Source organism: Paraflavitalea devenefica (genome assembly GCF_011759375.1).
Classification (GTDB): Bacteria; Bacteroidota; Bacteroidia; order Chitinophagales; family Chitinophagaceae; genus Paraflavitalea; species Paraflavitalea devenefica.
In genome coordinates this window covers 119,965-138,912 of the sequence record NZ_JAARML010000008.1, presented here as the reverse complement: position 1 = coordinate 138,912, position 18,948 = coordinate 119,965, and the positions used below count along the sequence as shown (strand labels likewise).

The 18,948-nt window shown below is 49.6% G+C and carries 10 protein-coding genes; 6 read left to right on the top strand and 4 right to left on the bottom strand.

Annotation, left to right across the window (positions count from 1 at the left end):
- Positions 1–84: 84 nt before the first annotated feature.
- Entirely contained in the window at positions 85–1,329 is a 1,245-nt protein-coding gene (locus HB364_RS30820) for a TIGR03435 family protein (RefSeq protein WP_167292296.1), read from the top strand.
- Positions 1,330–1,757: 428 nt separating this feature from the next.
- On the top strand, positions 1,758–4,079 hold the full coding sequence (locus HB364_RS30815; protein WP_167292295.1) for a T9SS type A sorting domain-containing protein: 2,322 nt from the start codon (positions 1,758–1,760) through the stop codon (positions 4,077–4,079).
- 68 nt (positions 4,080–4,147) lie between these two features.
- Here HB364_RS30815 and HB364_RS30810 read toward each other — a convergent pair whose 3' ends face one another.
- The 3 genes from HB364_RS30810 to HB364_RS33590 are packed head-to-tail and all read right to left on the bottom strand — an operon-like array spanning position 4,148 to position 7,251.
- Complete coding sequence (locus HB364_RS30810) at positions 4,148–5,692, bottom strand: sigma 54-interacting transcriptional regulator (RefSeq protein WP_167292294.1); 1,545 nt, start codon at positions 5,690–5,692, stop codon at positions 4,148–4,150.
- Between the two features lie 18 nt (positions 5,693–5,710).
- Positions 5,711–6,139, bottom strand: a complete 429-nt coding sequence (locus HB364_RS30805) for a biopolymer transporter ExbD (RefSeq protein WP_167292293.1) — start codon at positions 6,137–6,139, stop codon at positions 5,711–5,713.
- Positions 6,140–6,153: 14 nt separating this feature from the next.
- Complete coding sequence (locus HB364_RS33590; protein WP_167292292.1) at positions 6,154–7,251, bottom strand: vWA domain-containing protein; 1,098 nt, start codon at positions 7,249–7,251, stop codon at positions 6,154–6,156.
- 263 nt (positions 7,252–7,514) lie between these two features.
- On the opposite strand from HB364_RS33590, the gene HB364_RS30795 reads away from it, so the two are divergent.
- The 4 genes from HB364_RS30795 to HB364_RS30780 all read left to right on the top strand — a co-directional run bounded on the left by HB364_RS30795 (position 7,515) and on the right by HB364_RS30780 (position 17,100).
- Positions 7,515–7,970 (top strand): protein-disulfide reductase DsbD domain-containing protein, encoded by a 456-nt coding sequence (locus HB364_RS30795; RefSeq protein ID WP_167292291.1) that lies wholly within the window; start codon positions 7,515–7,517, stop codon positions 7,968–7,970.
- A gap of 49 nt (positions 7,971–8,019) precedes the next feature.
- Positions 8,020–9,777, top strand: a complete 1,758-nt coding sequence (locus tag HB364_RS30790; RefSeq protein WP_167292290.1) for a tetratricopeptide repeat protein — start codon at positions 8,020–8,022, stop codon at positions 9,775–9,777.
- 138 nt (positions 9,778–9,915) lie between these two features.
- Complete coding sequence (locus HB364_RS30785; protein WP_167292289.1) at positions 9,916–16,071, top strand: T9SS type B sorting domain-containing protein; 6,156 nt, start codon at positions 9,916–9,918, stop codon at positions 16,069–16,071.
- Positions 16,072–16,080: 9 nt separating this feature from the next.
- Entirely contained in the window at positions 16,081–17,100 is a 1,020-nt protein-coding gene (locus HB364_RS30780; protein WP_167292288.1) for a PorP/SprF family type IX secretion system membrane protein, read from the top strand.
- Positions 17,101–17,265: 165 nt separating this feature from the next.
- Here the strand turns inward: HB364_RS30780 and HB364_RS30775 are convergent, their stop codons facing one another.
- A complete protein-coding gene (locus HB364_RS30775) occupies positions 17,266–18,936 on the bottom strand; it encodes a RagB/SusD family nutrient uptake outer membrane protein (protein ID WP_167292287.1) in 1,671 nt (556 codons plus the stop codon).
- Positions 18,937–18,948: the final 12 nt, after the last annotated feature.

Sequence of the window (18,948 nt, the reverse complement as noted above, 5' to 3'; positions counted from 1 at the left end):
CGTATTCAAACCTGCGCAGAGCATGTAACTACTGGTGTTCCATCTTTGGTTGGTCAATAAAAACAACCAATCAAACGTCATGCTATGCAACTAAAAAACATCTCACCTGGCCGGATAATCTCTTTGCTTTTTTTATTCTTTTCCTCGCCGGTATGGGCGCAACAGGCAACCATCCAGGCCCCGGCTGTTGGGGAAAAAGCACCCGGACTGCAACTCAGTGAGGTAGTGCAGGGACCTGCACTCAACACCATTTCGCTGGAAAAACTAAAAGGGAAAATAGTGGTGCTGGAATTCTGGACTACCTGGTGTGGTCCTTGTGTGGCCGCCTTCCCACACATCAATGAGTTGGTAGAAAAATACAAGGACAAGCCAGTCGTATTCATTGCTGTTACTACCGATGATAATAAAGTGCTGATGAGCAGCCTCAAAGAAAAAGCAACCCGTGTATTGCACAACAGGCCATTGAATACCTGGGTAGTAGTGGATGCCGAAGGCGCACTTACCAGGAACAGGTACAAAATAGCTGCATATCCTACCACCGTATTGATCAATCAGGAGGGTAATCTCGATGCTGTTACCCGTCCTTTTAGTCTCAAAGAAGCTGCGCTCAACAACCTATTGGCCGGTAAACCCTCCGGACTGGCCAAACCACCTGGTTCCGCTATGCCCTCATCACCTGCTGTAGTTGAAAAAGATAAGACGGTGCCTGTATTCTCCGTTTCCTTAAAAAAGCAATCGAAAAGAGGCGGCTTATCAACCAGTTCAAACCGCAACTATTTTGTGGAAAGCGCTTCTGCTACCGATGTGCTTAAATGGGCCTTTAACATCAATCCTCTTCGCATCGTATTTAAAGACTCCCTTCCCGACGACCGCTGGACCATTGAAGCCAATTATCCCCCGGGCCAGGAGAGCCTCGCAAAGGAATATTTCCGGAAAATGATCCCGTTAGGTTGGGGAATTACCATTACTGCCGGCAAACAGGAAATAGAAGTATATGTAATGAAATACAACAAAGTGCCGCAAAAAAAGAACAAGTCATGCCTAACCCCGGCAGATACACTCCTGCGGGGAGGCCACCTGAGTACCAGCGACGGTACAGCCCTCGCCACCCACTGGGAATTTTCGGGTATAGTGGCACATTGCCAGGGCCTGCTTAACCGCCTGATCATTGATGAAACGAACCTGCAGGGGTATTATGATCTTTCGCTGTTCTACCAGGAAGGTGATGCTGTATCTGTCGTAGAAGCACTAAAGGATTGCGGATTAATGCTCACCAAAGAAAAAAGAATGATGGACGTATTATGGGTAAGCCGGACACCTGTCCATTAACTTGTCAGGTTTTAAATATTCAGCATTAAAGGTGACACCTTTCATTTGCAATACAGGTGAAAGGTGTCACCTTGATACAATATTGTCAATTTGACAACAATTGATAAGATTTCGCTATAACAGGTTAATTTTTGGTATCCTTTCTTTTTAGCAGCTTAGTATATTTATAACCGGTATTATTACTGCTCTGATTGCCGCAGGCCTGCCTGCGGGTCCACGTGTCGGCATAGCCATGCCTGTACAAAATCATTCTGTACCATACGGTTTTCTGTAACCTGCCTGCACCCCTCTTTGCAGGTGGTATACATCTCTATTCCCAACCCCATAGAAGATCTTGTTCCATTGAGCAGGACAGCGCTGTCATTTGCTTTTGACGTACTCTATGTCAACACAAGCCTTTTTATTATTCAATATTAAACACTTATTGTATGAACAAACTACAAACCTATTGCTTTGTCTTTTTGTTACTCAGTTGTTCTATCCTGGCAAGAGCGCAAACCAATGTGGCGCCGCAGGCAACTGCTTCTACTTCCTATGTATCACCCTGGGAAACCATTGCCGCTTTAAATGATAATTTTACCCCGGCCAACTCAAACGACAAATCCCACGGCGCTTATGGCAACTGGAATAATCCCAATTCCTTGCAATGGGTGCAGTACGATTGGGCGCAAACTTATGCCGTCACTTCCATCCAGGTTTATTGGTTCAATGACGGCGGCGGTGTATTAACACCGACTACTGCTTACGCAGAATACTGGAATGGTTCTGCCTGGATCAACCTGGGCAATGTGCCTTTGCAAACCAATGCTTTTAACACCTTGTCATTTGCATCGGTCAACCTCAGCAGGATACGGGTAACCATGCGCAACACCACCCAATCCACCGGTATGCTGGAGTGGCGCGTCATGGGTACGGTAGTAGGAGGGGGCGGCAACGGCAATCCTTACACCTGGCCTTCTTATTCTCCCAACATCAGTTACAACTTCCGGGATGAATTCCCCAGTCTGCCTACACCGGGCAACGTATTGAATGATTGTCCGCAGGTAGTAGGCACACAGTCTTCTAATTGGTGGTGTTTCCGCTGGGGACCTAATAAGAATTCGCTGGTTACCACAGCAGCCATTACGCCCATGCTCGCGCGGTTAAATACCGACTTTGCCTATTTCCGGGATCAGATGGGCTGGCCTCCCGACCTGCGCGCCAAGAATGGCTATCGCAGTGCGGTATACCTGTATGGCTCCGGGCTTTGTACCGACAATGCGCCCAATACCGCACTCGGTGGCTGGCAGAGCGCCATCAATTACAATGGTACCAGTTGGCCAATGGTACTCGCGTCCTATTATCCTGTTTATAGCTTTGATCCGGCTTGTCCGTATTCAGACAGGGAATCTCAGCGGGGCGCTATGGTGCATGAAGGCATCCACTCCTTGCTGGCCGACCTGCCCGGCGTAAAACAATCAGCCTGGTTCCATGAAGGCGGCAACGTATGGTTACAGCAAACCGCCGACGCCAGAAGAACCAACAACTTCAACTCCATGGGCGATCTGAACGGCACCGATTTCATCGCTCCCTTCATGCCGATTGAATGTTATTCCGGCTGGTTGCAGGATGGTAGCTTTGGCGGTCCTTCAGCAGAAGGCGTCAACCGCTACAACAGCAGTGGTCAGCAATTGTGTACCTGGCGCACCTACCTGGGCGGACACCAGTACAGCAGTTCCTTCCCCACCTTCCTGGGCAATGTATTGGGAGATGGCGCTGTACCCTGGATATGGAGAAACGCCCCCAGCCGCGTATTGCAGGGCATAGCCTCTGGCATCGGTACTGCACAAACGCGCCGGTTGATCACTGAATACCGTGCTAAACAGGCACTGGTAGATTTCGGTCCCTGGAAAAATGCCATCCTCGCTTTATTGAATGCACACTTCGGACAAACCATACAGGCCGAATGGCAACCCTCTTGGCTGAACCCGGCTCCCTGGACGGCCACCCCGTATGTACAAACTACCAATAATGCCGGATTGCTAACACCCGAAGCCCGCACCTTACCAGGATGGTCAGGCGCCAACCAGATACCGTTGACTGTAACAGGCAACATGGTAACCGTCAACTTTGAACCCATCGGGGCCAACATGACCTGCCAGCTCGTATACCGCTCTACCAATGGTACACCGGTATACAGTCAGTTCGTATCCAGCGGTCAGTGCAGCCTGCGGCTCGACCTGCCGCCAGCCAATAACGTAGTGATCGCCGTAATCACCAATACGGATCATATCTATAATGGTGAAAGCACCCGCACGGCCCACTATGATTATCGCTTGCGGCTGGTAACCGGGGTTACCGGCGCTGCCAACATCAACACCAAATGGTATAACTCAGCCACCCTGGCTTCGGCCAGAACAGCCGGCGAAGAAACCACCGGTGAAGTAGGTATAGACATGGGTAAATATTGCACACATGCCTATCACCACACACGTGAAGTGGCAGCCGTACAAAAGATCATTAATCCCGGTAAATTCCTGATATATCCCAATCCCGTGGCAGTAAATAAATCCGTTATGCTGGAGTTTGCGAATGCAGCGAAGGAAGAAACAGTCATCACCATTGTTACCCTGCAGGGAGCGAAAGTGTTTGAAGCATCCACCACTGGCAACAATTATATCCTTGATCCGAAAAAACTGGCCAGCGGTACCTACATCGTACGGGTACAGAATGCCAGCAGCAGTACGACGCAAAAGCTCATTGTGCGGTAAGCCTGCATAAATTAAAATGCCCTGGCTTAAGTGAAGCCAGGGCATCTTTATTGAATGAAGTGGAACTGTTAATTGAAATCCTCGTTCTCCAGGTCTTCATCTGAAAATGAACCCGTATTACCCAGGTTCAGCATAGAACCCATCAGGTCCTTGAACTCTACCTTATTCTCCACGATCTTTTTACTGATGAGGGAGAAGGAGGCCAGCCCGTGCAATACAAACTCCATCAGCAAAGCCGCTTCCTTTTCATTGGCCTGTTTGAAATACCGCTTTACTAAGGCGTGCAGTCCGTCTACCTTATACAGTTGCTGTATTTTTTCTGCATCTGTAGTATTGAAAAGGATATTCAGTGAATTGCCTTTATCAAACCAGGACTGTATAGAACGGTAAGGATTCTCTTCCGCCTGCTCTGAAGCGCTCCTTGCCGACTGGCTGCGTTTCTTCTTGACTGATTCCGGGTTGGGGAAGAAATGTACAAACTGGGTGCGGATAGCCTTATCCAGCAGGTTCATGGCCACCTGGTAAGGGCCTTCCTGTTCGCCTTCATACACCAGCTCTATTTTACCGGTGATGGAGGGAATAACGCCGATCATATCACTGATCCAAACCTGGGTATCTTTTTCCTGGTTAATGATCGTACGTCTTTCTGCCGCGCTGATAGCATTCTCAAAAGCAGAGATACTTAAACGAGCCGATACACCACTCTTCTTGTCTACCAGCTCACTGCTGCGTGCTTCAAAGGGTATCTGTTCAATCAGCCGCTTGATCAGGTCACTGATACGTACCTTATCCTTTTGTTCGGCCGGTACATCTGCTTCCTGTTCCGTGATCGTCAGGGCCGTTTCAAGATTCCTGGGGTAGTGCGTTAATATCTGGCTTTCTATCCGGTCTTTCAGGGGCGTCACAATAGAGCCCCGGTTGGTATAATCTTCCGGGTTGGCGGTAAATACAAACAGGATATCCAGCGGCATGCGCAGCTTAAAACCACGTATCTGTACATCGCCTTCTTCCAGGATATTGAACAGCGCTACCTGTATGCGGGCTTGTAAGTCGGGGATCTCATTGATCACAAAAATGCCGCGGTTACTGCGGGGGATAATGCCATAGTGGATTACGCGTTCATCGGCAAAATGCAGTTTGAGGTTGGCGGCTTTAATAGGGTCAATATCCCCAATCAGATCGGCCACGCTTACATCGGGCGTGGCCAGCTTTTCGCCATAGCGTTCGCTGCGGTGCAGCCAGGTAATGGGCGTCTCATCGCCTTTTTCCTCAATCAGGTCTTTGGCATAGCGGGAAACAGGATGGAGGGGATCATCATTGATCTCACTGCCGTATACAACGGGAACATATTCGTCCAGCAGGTCTACCATTTGCCGGGCCATCCGGGTCTTGGCTTGTCCGCGTAAGCCCAGGAAAAGAATATTGTGTTTGGACAGCAGTGCCCTTTCCACATCCGGGATCACCGTTTCCTCATAGCCTATAATGCCCTTGAAAGTATTCTCCTTCTTCTGCAGGGAGCAGATCAGGTTCTTGCGTATCTCTTCTTTTACCGATAAAGGTTTATAACCACTTTTCTTTAGTTCTCCTAAGGTTGCTGCTAATCTTTTGCTCATTAGTATTTGTTCAGTTAATTATTTTGAATCCAACAAGGTTCTTTTTTCTTCATCAGACAGATCAACCAACGCATACTTCTTAATTTCATTGATCGTCATTTCGTCCAATATATCAACAGTGTTCTTATAGGTGGCACTGGCATGTGGCTTAATAAGAACCACCATCTTGCCGTCTGTCTTCTTCTTAAAATTCACTAAAACTTCCCGGATGCCTTTGTAATCAACCTTATTCACCTGCGGCTGATCCTTGAACGCACCGGTATAATATAAAATATTATCGCCGGGCGCTAATATGAGTGTTAAGGCGCTATCTGTATAGGCAATTGAATCAACTGGTTTTTCGGAATCTTTGGGCAGGAACAATTTCTCGGCTTCAGGGGAAGGCTGTGTGTTCAGGCATCCTGCTGCCAGGACTACTACCAATATAATACCAATGATACTTTTCATTAGCGGGTTTTAGGTTAATATACGGTTTTCCGCCTGCCGCTTTCAAAATCCTTGAAGATAAAAGCCCCCAGTTTATCCAGTGAAGCGAAGAAGGCTTTCCCATTATTCGTTTCTGTAAACTCCTGCACAAATCGCTGTAAATAGGGGTCGGTGGCGATCATAAAGGTAGTAATAGGTATCTTGATCTTCTTGCATTGGGCGGCCAGGTTCAGACAACGGTTCGTGATCTTCCTGTCCAGTCCAAAACTGTTCTTATAATAACGTTTGCCCACTTTCAGACAGGTAGGCTTACCATCCGTGATCATAAAGATCTGCTTATTCGGATTCTTCCGCCGGCGCAGCAGGTCCATCGCCATTTCCAGTCCGGCTACCGTATTGGTATGATAAGGACCCACCTGCAAATAAGGAAGGTCTTTGATCTCTACCGGCCAGGCATCATTCCCAAATACCACAATGTCCAGGGTATCCTTCGGGTATTTGGTAGTAATAAGTTCGCTCAGCGCCATGGCTACCTTCTTGGCGGGCGTAATGCGGTCCTCCCCATACAGGATCATTGAGTGGGAAATATCAATCATCAGTACGGTAGATGTCTGCGCCCTGAAATCCGTTTCCCGGATCGACAGGTCGTCTTCTTGCATGCTGAAACTGTCAATACCATGATTGATCTGTGCATTGAGGATGGAAGTAGTGAAATCTATCTGCTCCAGGGTGTCCCCAAACTGATAGGGGCGGCTGTCCGGACTGATCTCATCACCCTGTCCCGGCTTAAATGTATGGTGCTGACCCTGCCGCGTTTTCTTGAGTTTGCCGAATATCTCTTCCAGCGACTTCTTCCGGATGCCCTGTTCGGTCTTGGAAGTGATGGATATCTGCCCGTTTACCGGGTTTTCCTGGATATATCCTTTCTCCCGCAGTTCCTCAATAAAATCGCCCATACCGTACTCACTATCTGTGAGTTCGTATTCCTTGTCCAACTGATTCATCCAGTTCAGCGCTTCCGTAATATCGCCATTGGTATAGGCCAGTAACTGCATCAGCACATCGAGCAACTGGTCGAACCGGCTCTTTCCCTGATTATTGGGATCAAACTTTGTAAAATGGTGACCTATCACAAATTATGTTTTTAGCTATATAAGGCGTTTATCTCAATTTAAGCATTATTGCCGACTTCAGCCGGTCATGCTCCTATCAATTTCAATAACAAATTGTTAAGCGGAATTGTTGAGGGGCTTTTGCTCCCATATCCATGTAGAATTATACCTTTATCCGGTGAGGCGTTGGTAGTAATGTTATTGCTTTTAGAATTAAATTAACAGTAGCAGCCTTACATTTCAGAGAACTACTTCAGTCCAACCAAGATAAAAACAACCATACAATGAAAAAAGTTATCCCCTTATGCGCTGCCCTGCTTGTATTGACCCTTGCTGTGACAGCACAGATAAATGACCCTGTTAAATGGACCTTCAGCGCCAAAAAGAAAACAGCAAACACCTATGAAGTGGTGATTACTGCAACTTTTCCCAAGCCCTGGCACCTGTATTCACAAACAACGCCCGACGGAGGCCCAATTCCTACCAAATTTACTTTTAAGAAAAATCCTTTGGTAACTGCAGACGGCAAGGTTAAAGAAGTGGGGAGCCTAAAAACGATTTACGAAAAGTACTTTGGAGTAGATGTAAAATACTACAGTGATAAAGTCGACTTTGTACAAGTAGTAAAAGTAAAAGGAAACGCCAAGACCAATATTACAGGAGAAGTAGAGTATATGGTCTGCGATGATAAGGAGTGCTTGCCACCTACCAGTAAAGCATTTAATATTAAGCTACAGTAATAAAGGCAACAGGAAAAACCTGTATATTTATCGCTCACTCCGGTTGTTCATGAAGATTATATTTTTTTCTCTTCTGCTGCTGGTGGCAGCAGGATGCGGGGTTAGTGCACAGCAATCCCTTATTCAACCCTTTATCAAAGCATGGAAAGTAACCGATACTTCTCAAAGTGCCCGGGCGCAGGTACTGTACGACACCTTACACCTGAAAAAAGACACGGCCCGTTATGAGCAGGTCATTGAGCAGCTTTATCAATACTTACAGGAGCATCCGGACAAAAGACTGGAAGCCCGCACCATTCTTTATCAAACCCTGGGAGCGCTTGAGTTCAACTATACAATAGACAACTACATTGGCCGCATGCAAAAGGCCATCAGGCTGGCAGGAGAGATCGGAGATGATCAACTGGCCGCTGAGATCTATAGCGTGTATGCCGGGATAGGAGGGCCTGAAAACTACCTGCTGTACAACCTCAAGGCTGTAGAATTGCAGCGACGGGTAGGTCTGCATCATTTTTTCTTTGTATATACCCGTTTCTTTGATCTCAGTAGGGCCTTATACCTGAACCATGATTACCGGCAAAGCATCGCCTATGGGTTGGAATGCCTGCATACCCCGGTTACTGACCGGGATCATTATGATCCCCTCGTCTACGTGTTTCAACTGGATATATTGGGCGCCTGTTATAAAAAACTGGGGCAGTATGACAGTGCGGTTTATTATTACGAAAACCTGCTCAGGCATGTTCCCGGCGCTATTCCTCATGATGTACGCAAGCAGCAACTATGGATGGGGATCGGTAAAGGCAATCTCGGTCATCTGCTCATCTTACAGGGAAAATATGATGAGGCCCTGCCCCTGGTAGAAACCTATTTTAAAAGCAGTGTTGACTATGACGATCAGTTGAACATGGCCATGGCCCTAAACTACCTCGGCAGCATCTATGCTCACAAAAAACAATATACGCAGGCCCTTACCGCCTGGCGGCAGGCGTATTACTGGAGCCGGCAATCCGGTTCAGTTGATAACGCCGTACAGGCTGCCCAGGGAATAGCCGGCATCTTCAGGCTTACCGGACCGACAGACAGCGCCTACCATTATTACGAACTGTATCACCAGCATAAGGACAGCCTGGCGGCCACACTGAGCCAGTTGCAGCTTTCCGGCATGAAAGCAAGGATCGCCTTTGATGAACTGCAGGCATCGCTTGGTAGATCGCAGGCTGCCCTGCAGAAAGAACGATCCACCCGCAATATCATCATCGCAGCCATTGCGTTCATCGCCCTCATCGCTTTATGGCTGTATAACAGGTACCGGTTAAAACAAAAATATGCGCTGCAATCGATCAGGCAGCAGCAGGAGGTTGCCGGGCAGGAAATAAAAAGCGCCAGGGAGCAGATAGCCAGCTTTACAAGCCATCTGATAGAAAAGAATAACCTGATTGAAACGCTGGAAGCGCAGATCAGTAGCCTGGACCAGCAGCAGGACCCGCAGGCGATCGCCATCAGCTTACAGCAATACACCCTGCTCACAGATACGGAGTGGGAAAAATTCAAGGTCGAACTGGCCAAAGCCTACCCGGATTTTCTGACCACGCTCCGGCAACAGATCCCGCAAATAACCCCTGCCGAAGAACGGCTGGCTACTTTATTATTCCTCCGGCTCAATACCTACCAGATTGCCAGTGCCCTGGGCATTGGCAAGGAAAGTGTGCTGCGCAGCAAACGCCGGCTTAAACAACGCCTTCAACTGCCCGAGCCTGTTACTGTAGAGGAATATTTATTTAACCTATTGTCTACCAATATGTAAGAGCGCTACTGAACAATACCCCCTGCAGTTTGTCCGCTTTTGTCCGCTCCCTGAATCCGCCTTTGTCCGCCCGTATTGCTTGCAGGCACCCCAGGGTCCTTATAGGTTTGCAGCTACCTATAAAACCCAATAACCTGTATGAAACGATCGCTACCCTTTGCCCTGACAATAGGCGGTTTGTTGCTCACTGCATCCTATGTTGTTGCTCAGAACCCCGTACTATCCGGTAGTTGCACCGGCAGTCCGCTCACTGTTACCGGCAGCAATACGGCAGCCCGTAAGATCGAGTGGGTAAGAAACAGCGCTTCCGTGGAGAAGATCAATTTTTTCAAATTGGGCAACCCGGCAGTAATAGCGGGTGTGGAAGGCCAGTGGGGGAGTGCAGCAAACCAATTTTTCCACCCCAAAAGACTATTCGTAGCATCATCGGGCGATATTTATGTGGGGGATTGGGGCAATAGCCGCGTCCAGAAATGGTCGCCTCCGTACACTACAGGTGTCACGGTAGCCAGCGGGTTGAATTGGGTGGAAGATATACAGGTGGAAAATGGCAATACCATCCTCGTGTCTGAGCATTGGGGAAAACGTATCAGTCGCTGGCCAGGCAATACTACAGTGGCCGATATCGGTGGAGGGGCAGATGGTATGTGCACTGATGCCAGCGGCAGGGTATATGTGGTCGATTTTTGGGGTGGGCGGATATTACGCCTGCCAGCCAACAGTCCGTCACCAGCCCCATGGTCTGTTGTTGCTGGAAGTGGTGGTGCATTGAGCTTTCCATCGGATGTTGCCGTAGATGGCAATGGACAGATTTATGTGCTGGATACCGACAATGATCGTGTGATCCGTTTCCCGTCCAACAGTACGGGTGGTACTAATGGCACTGTTATGGCAACCAGCCTGGGTAGTTATTATAACCATTCCATTTCCATAGACCCGTCGGGGTTGATTTTCGTGACTACTACCGGCAGCATTAAAGTGATAGAGCCGGGATCGGGTATAGCTCATGTGGTAGCTGACATGGAGGCCAGTGGCATACAGCCGGTCAATAACGAGGTTTACGTAACAAACAATCAGTGCGTAAAAAAGCTTTCCCGGCTGCCGCCATCCAATACTTTTACACCTACTGTACCTGGTACTTATACGGCGAGGATCTATTATAATGATGGCACGGTGAAAACATCCAATGCCATCAATGTACTGTTAAGCCCCGCCGCACCAACACTTACTGCCAATACACCGCTTTGCCCGGGCAATACACTTACGCTGAATGGCGCCAGCACTACACCGGGCGCTACCTGGCAATGGAGCGGGCCCCTCGGCTTCAGCGCTTCTACGGCATCGCCTTCCATCAATAGCGTTACTGTTGCGCACAGCGGCAATTATATAGCTACCATAACAGATCCCAGCGGCTGTGTGTCGCCCCCCGATACAGTGGCAGTTATAATAGAACAACCGGTGCCATCGGTAGGCATTGCCGCCAACACGCTCCGGTATTTCTGTCCTGGCCAACCGGTAACCTTTACGGCTACCCCCGTTAATGGCGGGCCAACGCCCACGTATCAATGGAAAAGAAATGGAACTACGGTAGGTACGGGCAATATCTTCACCACTGCCGCCATCAATAATGGCGATGTTATTACCTGTGTAATGACGAGTACAGCTCCCTGCGCCTCTCCGCTGACTGTGACCAGTAATGCCATTACCATGTCGGGTAGCCCGGAACCGCTGCTGCAGGCGCCGGCCAATTGTGTGGGCACAACCATTACGATGAACAGTCCGCTGCCCCTCAGACAAATGTCCTGGTACAGGGATGGCGCTTTTGTACAGTATGCACAGTTATTGTTGAACGGTGTCACCATTGCAGGAGGCAATGGCTGGGGCAATGCCGCCAATCAATTGATGGCTTCGTACAGTATGGCAAAAGATGCTGCCGGCAACCTGTATGTATTGGACCTTTCGGGTGTCCGTGTGATAAAATTTCCGCCCAACTCCACTTCATTGACCAATGGAGTGGTGGCGGCTGGTGGAAATGGCTATGGAACGGCGCTGAACCAGTTTGATAGCCCCTCAGCCCTGTTCGTGGACGGAGCCGGTAATCTATACGTGACAGACAAGTCAAGGATACTCAAATTCCCGCCGGGGTCAACCAGTGCTACCAACGGCACTATTGTAGCAGGCGGATCAGAAGGGACCGCCCTGAACCAGCTTAAATATGCTTTCGATGTATGGGTGGATGCGGCAGGCTATATTTATGTATATGATGAATACAATTACCGGGTAATGAAATTTCCGCCCAATTCCACTGCCGGTACCAATGGTGTTGTGGTAGCCGGGGGAAATGGAGCGGGCACTAACCCGGATCAATTCCTTTCTGCCACATCACTGTGTGTGGATAATTACGGGAATGTATATGTGGCAGATGCAACTTATCCCACGCGCCGGGTTGTAAAATGGGCGCCGGGTGCTACCAGTGGCGTTATTGTAGGGAATAGCGACTTCAACCAGTTTTCTTACGGCTCCACTCTTTTTGTAGATGCTGCCGGCAATTTATACCTGAATGATCCTAATGGTCACCGGGTACTAAAATGGGACCCCGTGGCTGCCACTACTACGATTGTTGCAGGGGGTAACGGCAACGGAGGTGGCGCCGACCAGCTCCGTTATCCGAGGGATGTGTATGTTGATGCAGATGGGTACGTTTATGTGCTGGACAATAATAACTTTCGGGTGCAAAAGATCGTACCGGAAGTAGTATCCACATTTACCCCCACTGTGGCGGGAACTTATAAAGCCATGACCACCAGCCAGGGTGGTTGTACGGCCACTTCCAATGAACTGGTCATTAATGCGCTGAATACGCCTGCTATTACCATCAGCACGGTTGCTACTGTCATCTGCTCCGGCACACCGGTTACTTTTACAGCTACGTCCACCAATGCCGGTACCACTCCCGTATATCAATGGAAACTAAATGGCGCCAATGTGGATACAGGAGCTACTTATACGCCCTTTGCGCCGCTGGGAAATGGGGATGTGATCAGTTGTGAACTGACGGTAGCTGCCGATGCAGGCTGCGTGACCAGCAATACGGTAATGAGCAATACGATCACCATGACGGTGAACGCTACCATGCAGATAACGATTGCGGCTGATCATCCCGGACCGGTATGTCCGGGCGCTTCCCCTTCCTTTACAGCCACTGCCACGGGTTTGGCTACGCCTGCTTACCAATGGCAGGTGAATGGGGTTAATGCAGGCAGCAACACGGCCAGTTTTGCACCGGCTGCGCTTAGCAATGGCGATGTGATCACCTGTGTACTTACCGGTACTACCGGCTGCCCTGCTTCCAACAGCGTTACCAGCAATGCCATCATCCCCGTTGTATATACTGTCAATGATACGATCCTGCATGTCAATAAACATGTGAGCGGCGGCGGGCAAACGGGCCTGGGCTGGAACAATGCTATTTCCGAATTATCAGATGCACTGCTGATAGCAGCCTCCTGCAATACCATCAAAGAAATATGGATAACTGGCGGTGTGTATCTTCCTCAATATGATGCTGCCGGTAATCCCCCGGCAGATCCGCGGGAAGCCAGCTTTCACATTCCGTCCGGCTTGCGCATCTATGGCGGTCTGCATACCGGGTACAATGCAGCTTCACCTACTGATGTAAATAGCATACATAACGGCAACTATATCATTGCTGCTGCTGATTCCAGCTACCTCGATGGCGGATTACCTGCAGGGAATGCTTACCATGTAGTAAGCCTGAACAATACAACGGCCGGTACATTACTCAACGGTCTTGTTATAAGAAATGGCCAGGCCAATGGTACCGGTGTCAATGGGCAGGGTGGTGGCCTCTTCATCAACGGAAGCAACGCCACCATCGCCTGGTGCTCCCTCACCAACAACCAGGCTGTTCAGGGTGGCGGTGTATACCATGCCGGCGTAAACGAACTCCGCTATAACTATTGCACTTTCAGCGGCAACAGCGCTACAGATGGCGGCGCTCTCTATATGGCAGACAATACCAGCATCGGCATGGTAAACAGCCTGCTGTATAACAACAGCGCAGTCACCAACGGCGGCGCATTATACATCGCCAGCAATGCCACCAGCCATATTACCAATGTTACTTTCTATAAAAATACTGCGGGCAACGGATCAGCCATTTATCATACAACCGGTAGTACATTCCTGAATAATAGCATTGTAATGGGGATTGGCACCTCCATCGTTAATGGAGCAGGTTTCAGCCAGCTACATACTGCCGTACCGGCGCTCACACCAGCCAATGAAGCCTGGTGGTTTTTGTCGACCACACCCGGTCACCCGGATTTCCTGCGGCTTACCAACTGCTCACCGGCGGTGAATGCAGGCGACAATACCAGTTACAACAGTAATGGTGGCGCCAATACCGACCTGGCCGGCAACGGGCGGATACAGCAGGGAGTGATAGACCAGGGAGCTTACGAATCGTCAGGCATGCCGCTCATCATCACCCAACAACCCGTACCGGCGGTGGTATGTACACAGATAGATACTTCCTTTTCTGCGCAGGCTACCAGCAATGCCACCATTAGCTACCAATGGCAGATTGATAAAAATGATGGCAATGGCTTTACAGACTCTGTTGGCGCTACTGGTTCCACCCTTCAAATTATCCATCCCGGTACCGGCCAGAACGGATGGCGATACAGGGCCTATGTCAAACATTGTCCCTTTGCAGCCGACACAACAGCCATTGTACCACTTACGGTCAACGCCCTGCCTGCTATGCAACCTATTACCGGTAACCAACAATTGTGCACCGGCAAAACCACCCAACTGAGCAATGCAACGATAAGTGCAACATTCGCCTGGAAAAGCCTCGATGCCTCCACGGCAACAATCAGCACCGCAGGCCTGGTACAGGGCATCAAAGCAGGTAATGCCACCATGAGGTATATAGCCACTACTGTTGCAGGATGTACCGACAGTGTGGCGGCCAATATCACCGTGCATCCGCTGCCGGCCATGCAACCCATTACCGGTGTGCAATTGCTGTGCGCCAACAGCAGTCTGCAACTGGCCAATACCACCACAGGTGCGGCCGGCTATTGGAAAAGCACCAACCCGGCGGTGGCCACTGTTGACATAGCAACAGGCAAAGTGACCGGTGTGGGAGGCGGCAATACCACCATCCGGTATATAGCTACCAATGCGGCGGGCTGTACAGACAGTGTGGAAGCAGTGATCACTGTACATAACCTGCCTTCGCTGCAACCCATCATTTCCGCCACCAATGATTTCTCCTTGTGTGAGCAGGCTGTGCTGGTATTGAGTAACGCTACCAATACAATGAACAGTTCCTGGAAAGTGCTCAACAACGCAGTGGCCACGATCAATACAGCAGGAAAAGTGACCGGTATAGCAGCCGGTAATACCACGGCCCGGTTTATAGCGGTGGGTATCAATGGTACAGGTTGTACCGACAGCAGTGATGTTGCGATCACCGTACTGCCCACACTGCCAACAGCCATCAATATCTCCGTATCTGACCAGGAGATCTGTGATGGTGAAACCGTCACCTTTACAGCAAAGACCATGAATGGTGGTACATCGCCCGGTTACCAATGGATGTTGAACAATCAGCCTGCCAACTCGCATACCAGTACCTACACAAGCAGCACGTTGAAAGACGGAGATGTCGTGAGTTGCGTACTGCAAAGCACGGCGGTCTGTGCTTCGCCCGCCATCCTGCCTTCCGGCACCATCACCATGACCGTGCATCCGCTGCCGGTAGTGCAGCCTGTTGCCAGTCGTATGGCTATTTTCAAAGGCGACCAGCTACAGCTCAATGCAGGCATTGCGGGCATCGTACAAAATATCAAATGGCAGCCCGGCATTGGCCTCAGCAGTGATACGGTGATGGCCCCGCTGGCACGGCCGCTTGTAACTACCGTGTATCAGGTGCAAGCCACTACACAATATGGCTGTACGGCTTCCGGACAGCTTACGGTGATCGTTATGGAAAAACAGGACATTCCCAATGCCTTTTCACCCAATGGCGATGGTATCAATGACCGTTGGGAGATCAAATACCTCGACAAATTTCCCGGGGCTTCCGTGCAGGTGTTTAACCGGTATGGACAACTGGTGTACAGTGCTACCAGCTACCAGCCCGGTAATGGATGGGATGGAAGACTCAAAGGGCAGCCACTTCCAATGGGTGTCTACTATTACATCATTGACCTGAAAAATGGTCTCGAAAAACTATCCGGTTCTATCTCTATCATTAAGTAAATCCTCTGTATGAAAATCATTAAACTCTTTTTGTTATGCTGCTGCACATTGCCCTTGCAGGCGCAACAAAGACCTTATTATACACAGTACGTCCTCAACAATTACATCATCAACCCGGCCATTGCCGGTATTGAGAACTATACGGATGTTAAACTAAGTCACCGCCATCAATGGGTGGGATTGGAGGATGCGCCCGTAACTACTTACCTTACCATCCATGCTCCCTTGAAAAAGGATGATTATGGCCGTGAGACCGCTACCGGTTTTCAGCCCGTAGGGGAGAACCCAAGAGGAAGGGCTTACTGGCGCGAGTACCAGGCGCCTGAGGCGCACAGTGGGGTAGGGCTTACCATACTTAATGACCGTACCGGCCCCCTGAACCGTTTTGCCGCTTATGGTACCTACGCCTACCACCTGCCGCTCTCTACTGTGACTACTTTATCCATGGGTGTGAGTGCAGGGATCGCCAGCATGAGCCTGCAGACAGACAAGCTCAACTTTGGCAATCCTGCCCAGGTAGACCCGGCTGTGAGTACAAAACAGGCGGGCCGTATAAAGCCGGATATCAGCGCAGGCCTGTGGTTGTACAGCAGGGATTATTTTGCCGGTATCGCCATTCAACAGGTGGTTCCCGCCCCACTGACCTTTTCTGATAACATCGTACAGTCTTCTCCTGGCAAGCTGTTACCCCATACATTTATAACGGCCGGTTACCGCTTTTTTCTCAACGATGACATCAGTTGCCTACCTTCCGTCATGCTCCGGTACATACAGCCTTTACCCCTGGGTGCGGAAATGAATATCAAGCTGCAATACCTGGACCTTGTATGGATCGGCAGCAGCTACCGGTACAAGGATGGCTTCGCAGGCATGCTGGGCGTTAACATCAGCAACAAGGTAAATATGGGTTATTCGTATGATGTTTCCACTTCCGGCTTAAAAACGGTGAGCAAGGGTACGCACGAATTGCAGATAGGATTTTTATTGGGCAACAGGTACAACGACCGCTGCCCGGAAAGATTATGGTAAAGAAAACAAATCCCGGCCTGTACGGAAGGCCGGGATTGGAAATAGAATACGGAACACAGAAAAGGCAATGGCTGACGTAAGGATTAATTATTGATTTCCCCGCAGTGTCTCTCCTGGTAAAGCTTTGTGCGTGGCAGAGGACGCTGCGGCTTCAGTAACAAGCGCTCAATTATATCCCAAATTTTGAGACAACGCCGGCTGCTTCTCCCTTTCAGTTTGCGGAATGGGAAACAGGTCAAAAGCCGGCTTATAAACACGTTTCTCCAGCAGGAACTTTTCATACTTAAACGTACTTCCCGTTTTGGTGATCTTCATGCCATAGGCATCGGTAGAAGTAGCCTGTCCGCCAATGCGCCACCTCCGCACATCCCAGAAACGGTGTGCTTCAAAGGCCAGCTCTATCCTGCGTTCATGGCGTATACGTTCCCTCATCTCATCTTTGGAGAGACCTACAGGTAAAGGAGGCATTTTTACGTTGGTCCGGTCGCGGATCAGGTTGATCGCATCATACACCGATTGATCAGGTCCCACTGCTTCATTCTGTGCTTCGGCATAATCCAGGAATGCTTCTGTATAGCGCATAAAGATCCAGTAATGACTGCCCGGTTTATAGGAAGAGATCAGCGTGGCATTCTCATCGAGGTTCTTGGCCACATAATAACCCGTTTGCGTAGCGGCCGTACTGTTATTGAGGCCATCGGCCCCGGCGCCTACATACGTGTTGATGGAAACGCCCAGCCAGGTACGGCCATTATAAATAATGGACTGGTGGAAGCGAGGGTCCCGGCCCACATAAGGATTATTGGGGTCATAGCCCGAAGTAGGGTCTGTGATATACTTACCATTCGCCATCTCATAATCATCCACTATATTCTGCAAAGGCTGCAGGTTGCCCCAGCCACCGCCACGGCCGGGAGGCTCTGTATGCCGCACCCAGTCATTGGATACCACCTGCCATACCTGGTTGATGCTTGATTGGAAAATGATCTCTTTGGAAGTACGGGTATGAAAAAGGGTCTTATAATTATCATCCAGCTTATACACATCCTTCATGTCCATCACCACCTTGGCGGCAGCAGCGGCGGCGACCCACTTGGCTGTTTTATTCTCCGGGTTGTGCAGTAAGCTGGCAGCATACAACAACGTCCTTGCTTTCAGCAGCAGGGCGGCTCCTTTGGTGGCGCGGCCCAGGTCAACAGCCGGCCAGGAAGTAGCGAGGTAATTGGCGGCGCTATCGCAATCCTTTACAATAAAAGCCACCACTTCATCGGCCGAATTCCTCGGCAGGTTCAGTTTGTCATCAATCGTCAATACCCGGTCAATGATTGGAACACCACCATAACGCTGGAACAACTGGAAATAGAAAAAGGCCCGGAGAAAATAACCTTCCCCTTTCATCCTTGATCTACCTGAAATTTGTGCAGGATCATCAGACACAGGCACCTGGTCTATTTTAGCGATCAGCCTGTTCACTTGCCGTATATGCTGGTACTTACCGCCCCAGATATCAATAGGATTGTACGTGGGGGATATAGATCCGTTATTAAACCCAACCGGACTATTAACCGTGGTATAAGGACACTTGGCCTCGTCGCTGGCTGCAGCATAAGTAAAAGAATAAGCAGGCATCCAATCACCGGCGTTAATGCCATTGTAATAAATAGAGGCCAGGTAAGCCTGTGTTTGTACATAATCGCCAAACACCTGGTCTTCCGTTAATCCGCCGGATTCGGCTTTATCCAGGTACTCATTGATCTTGGTACAGCCGGTCAGTAACAGGCTGAGCATACAACCTGCCACAGCCACCAGCACATTCATTTTTTTATTCAGTATCATCGGGAATGAATT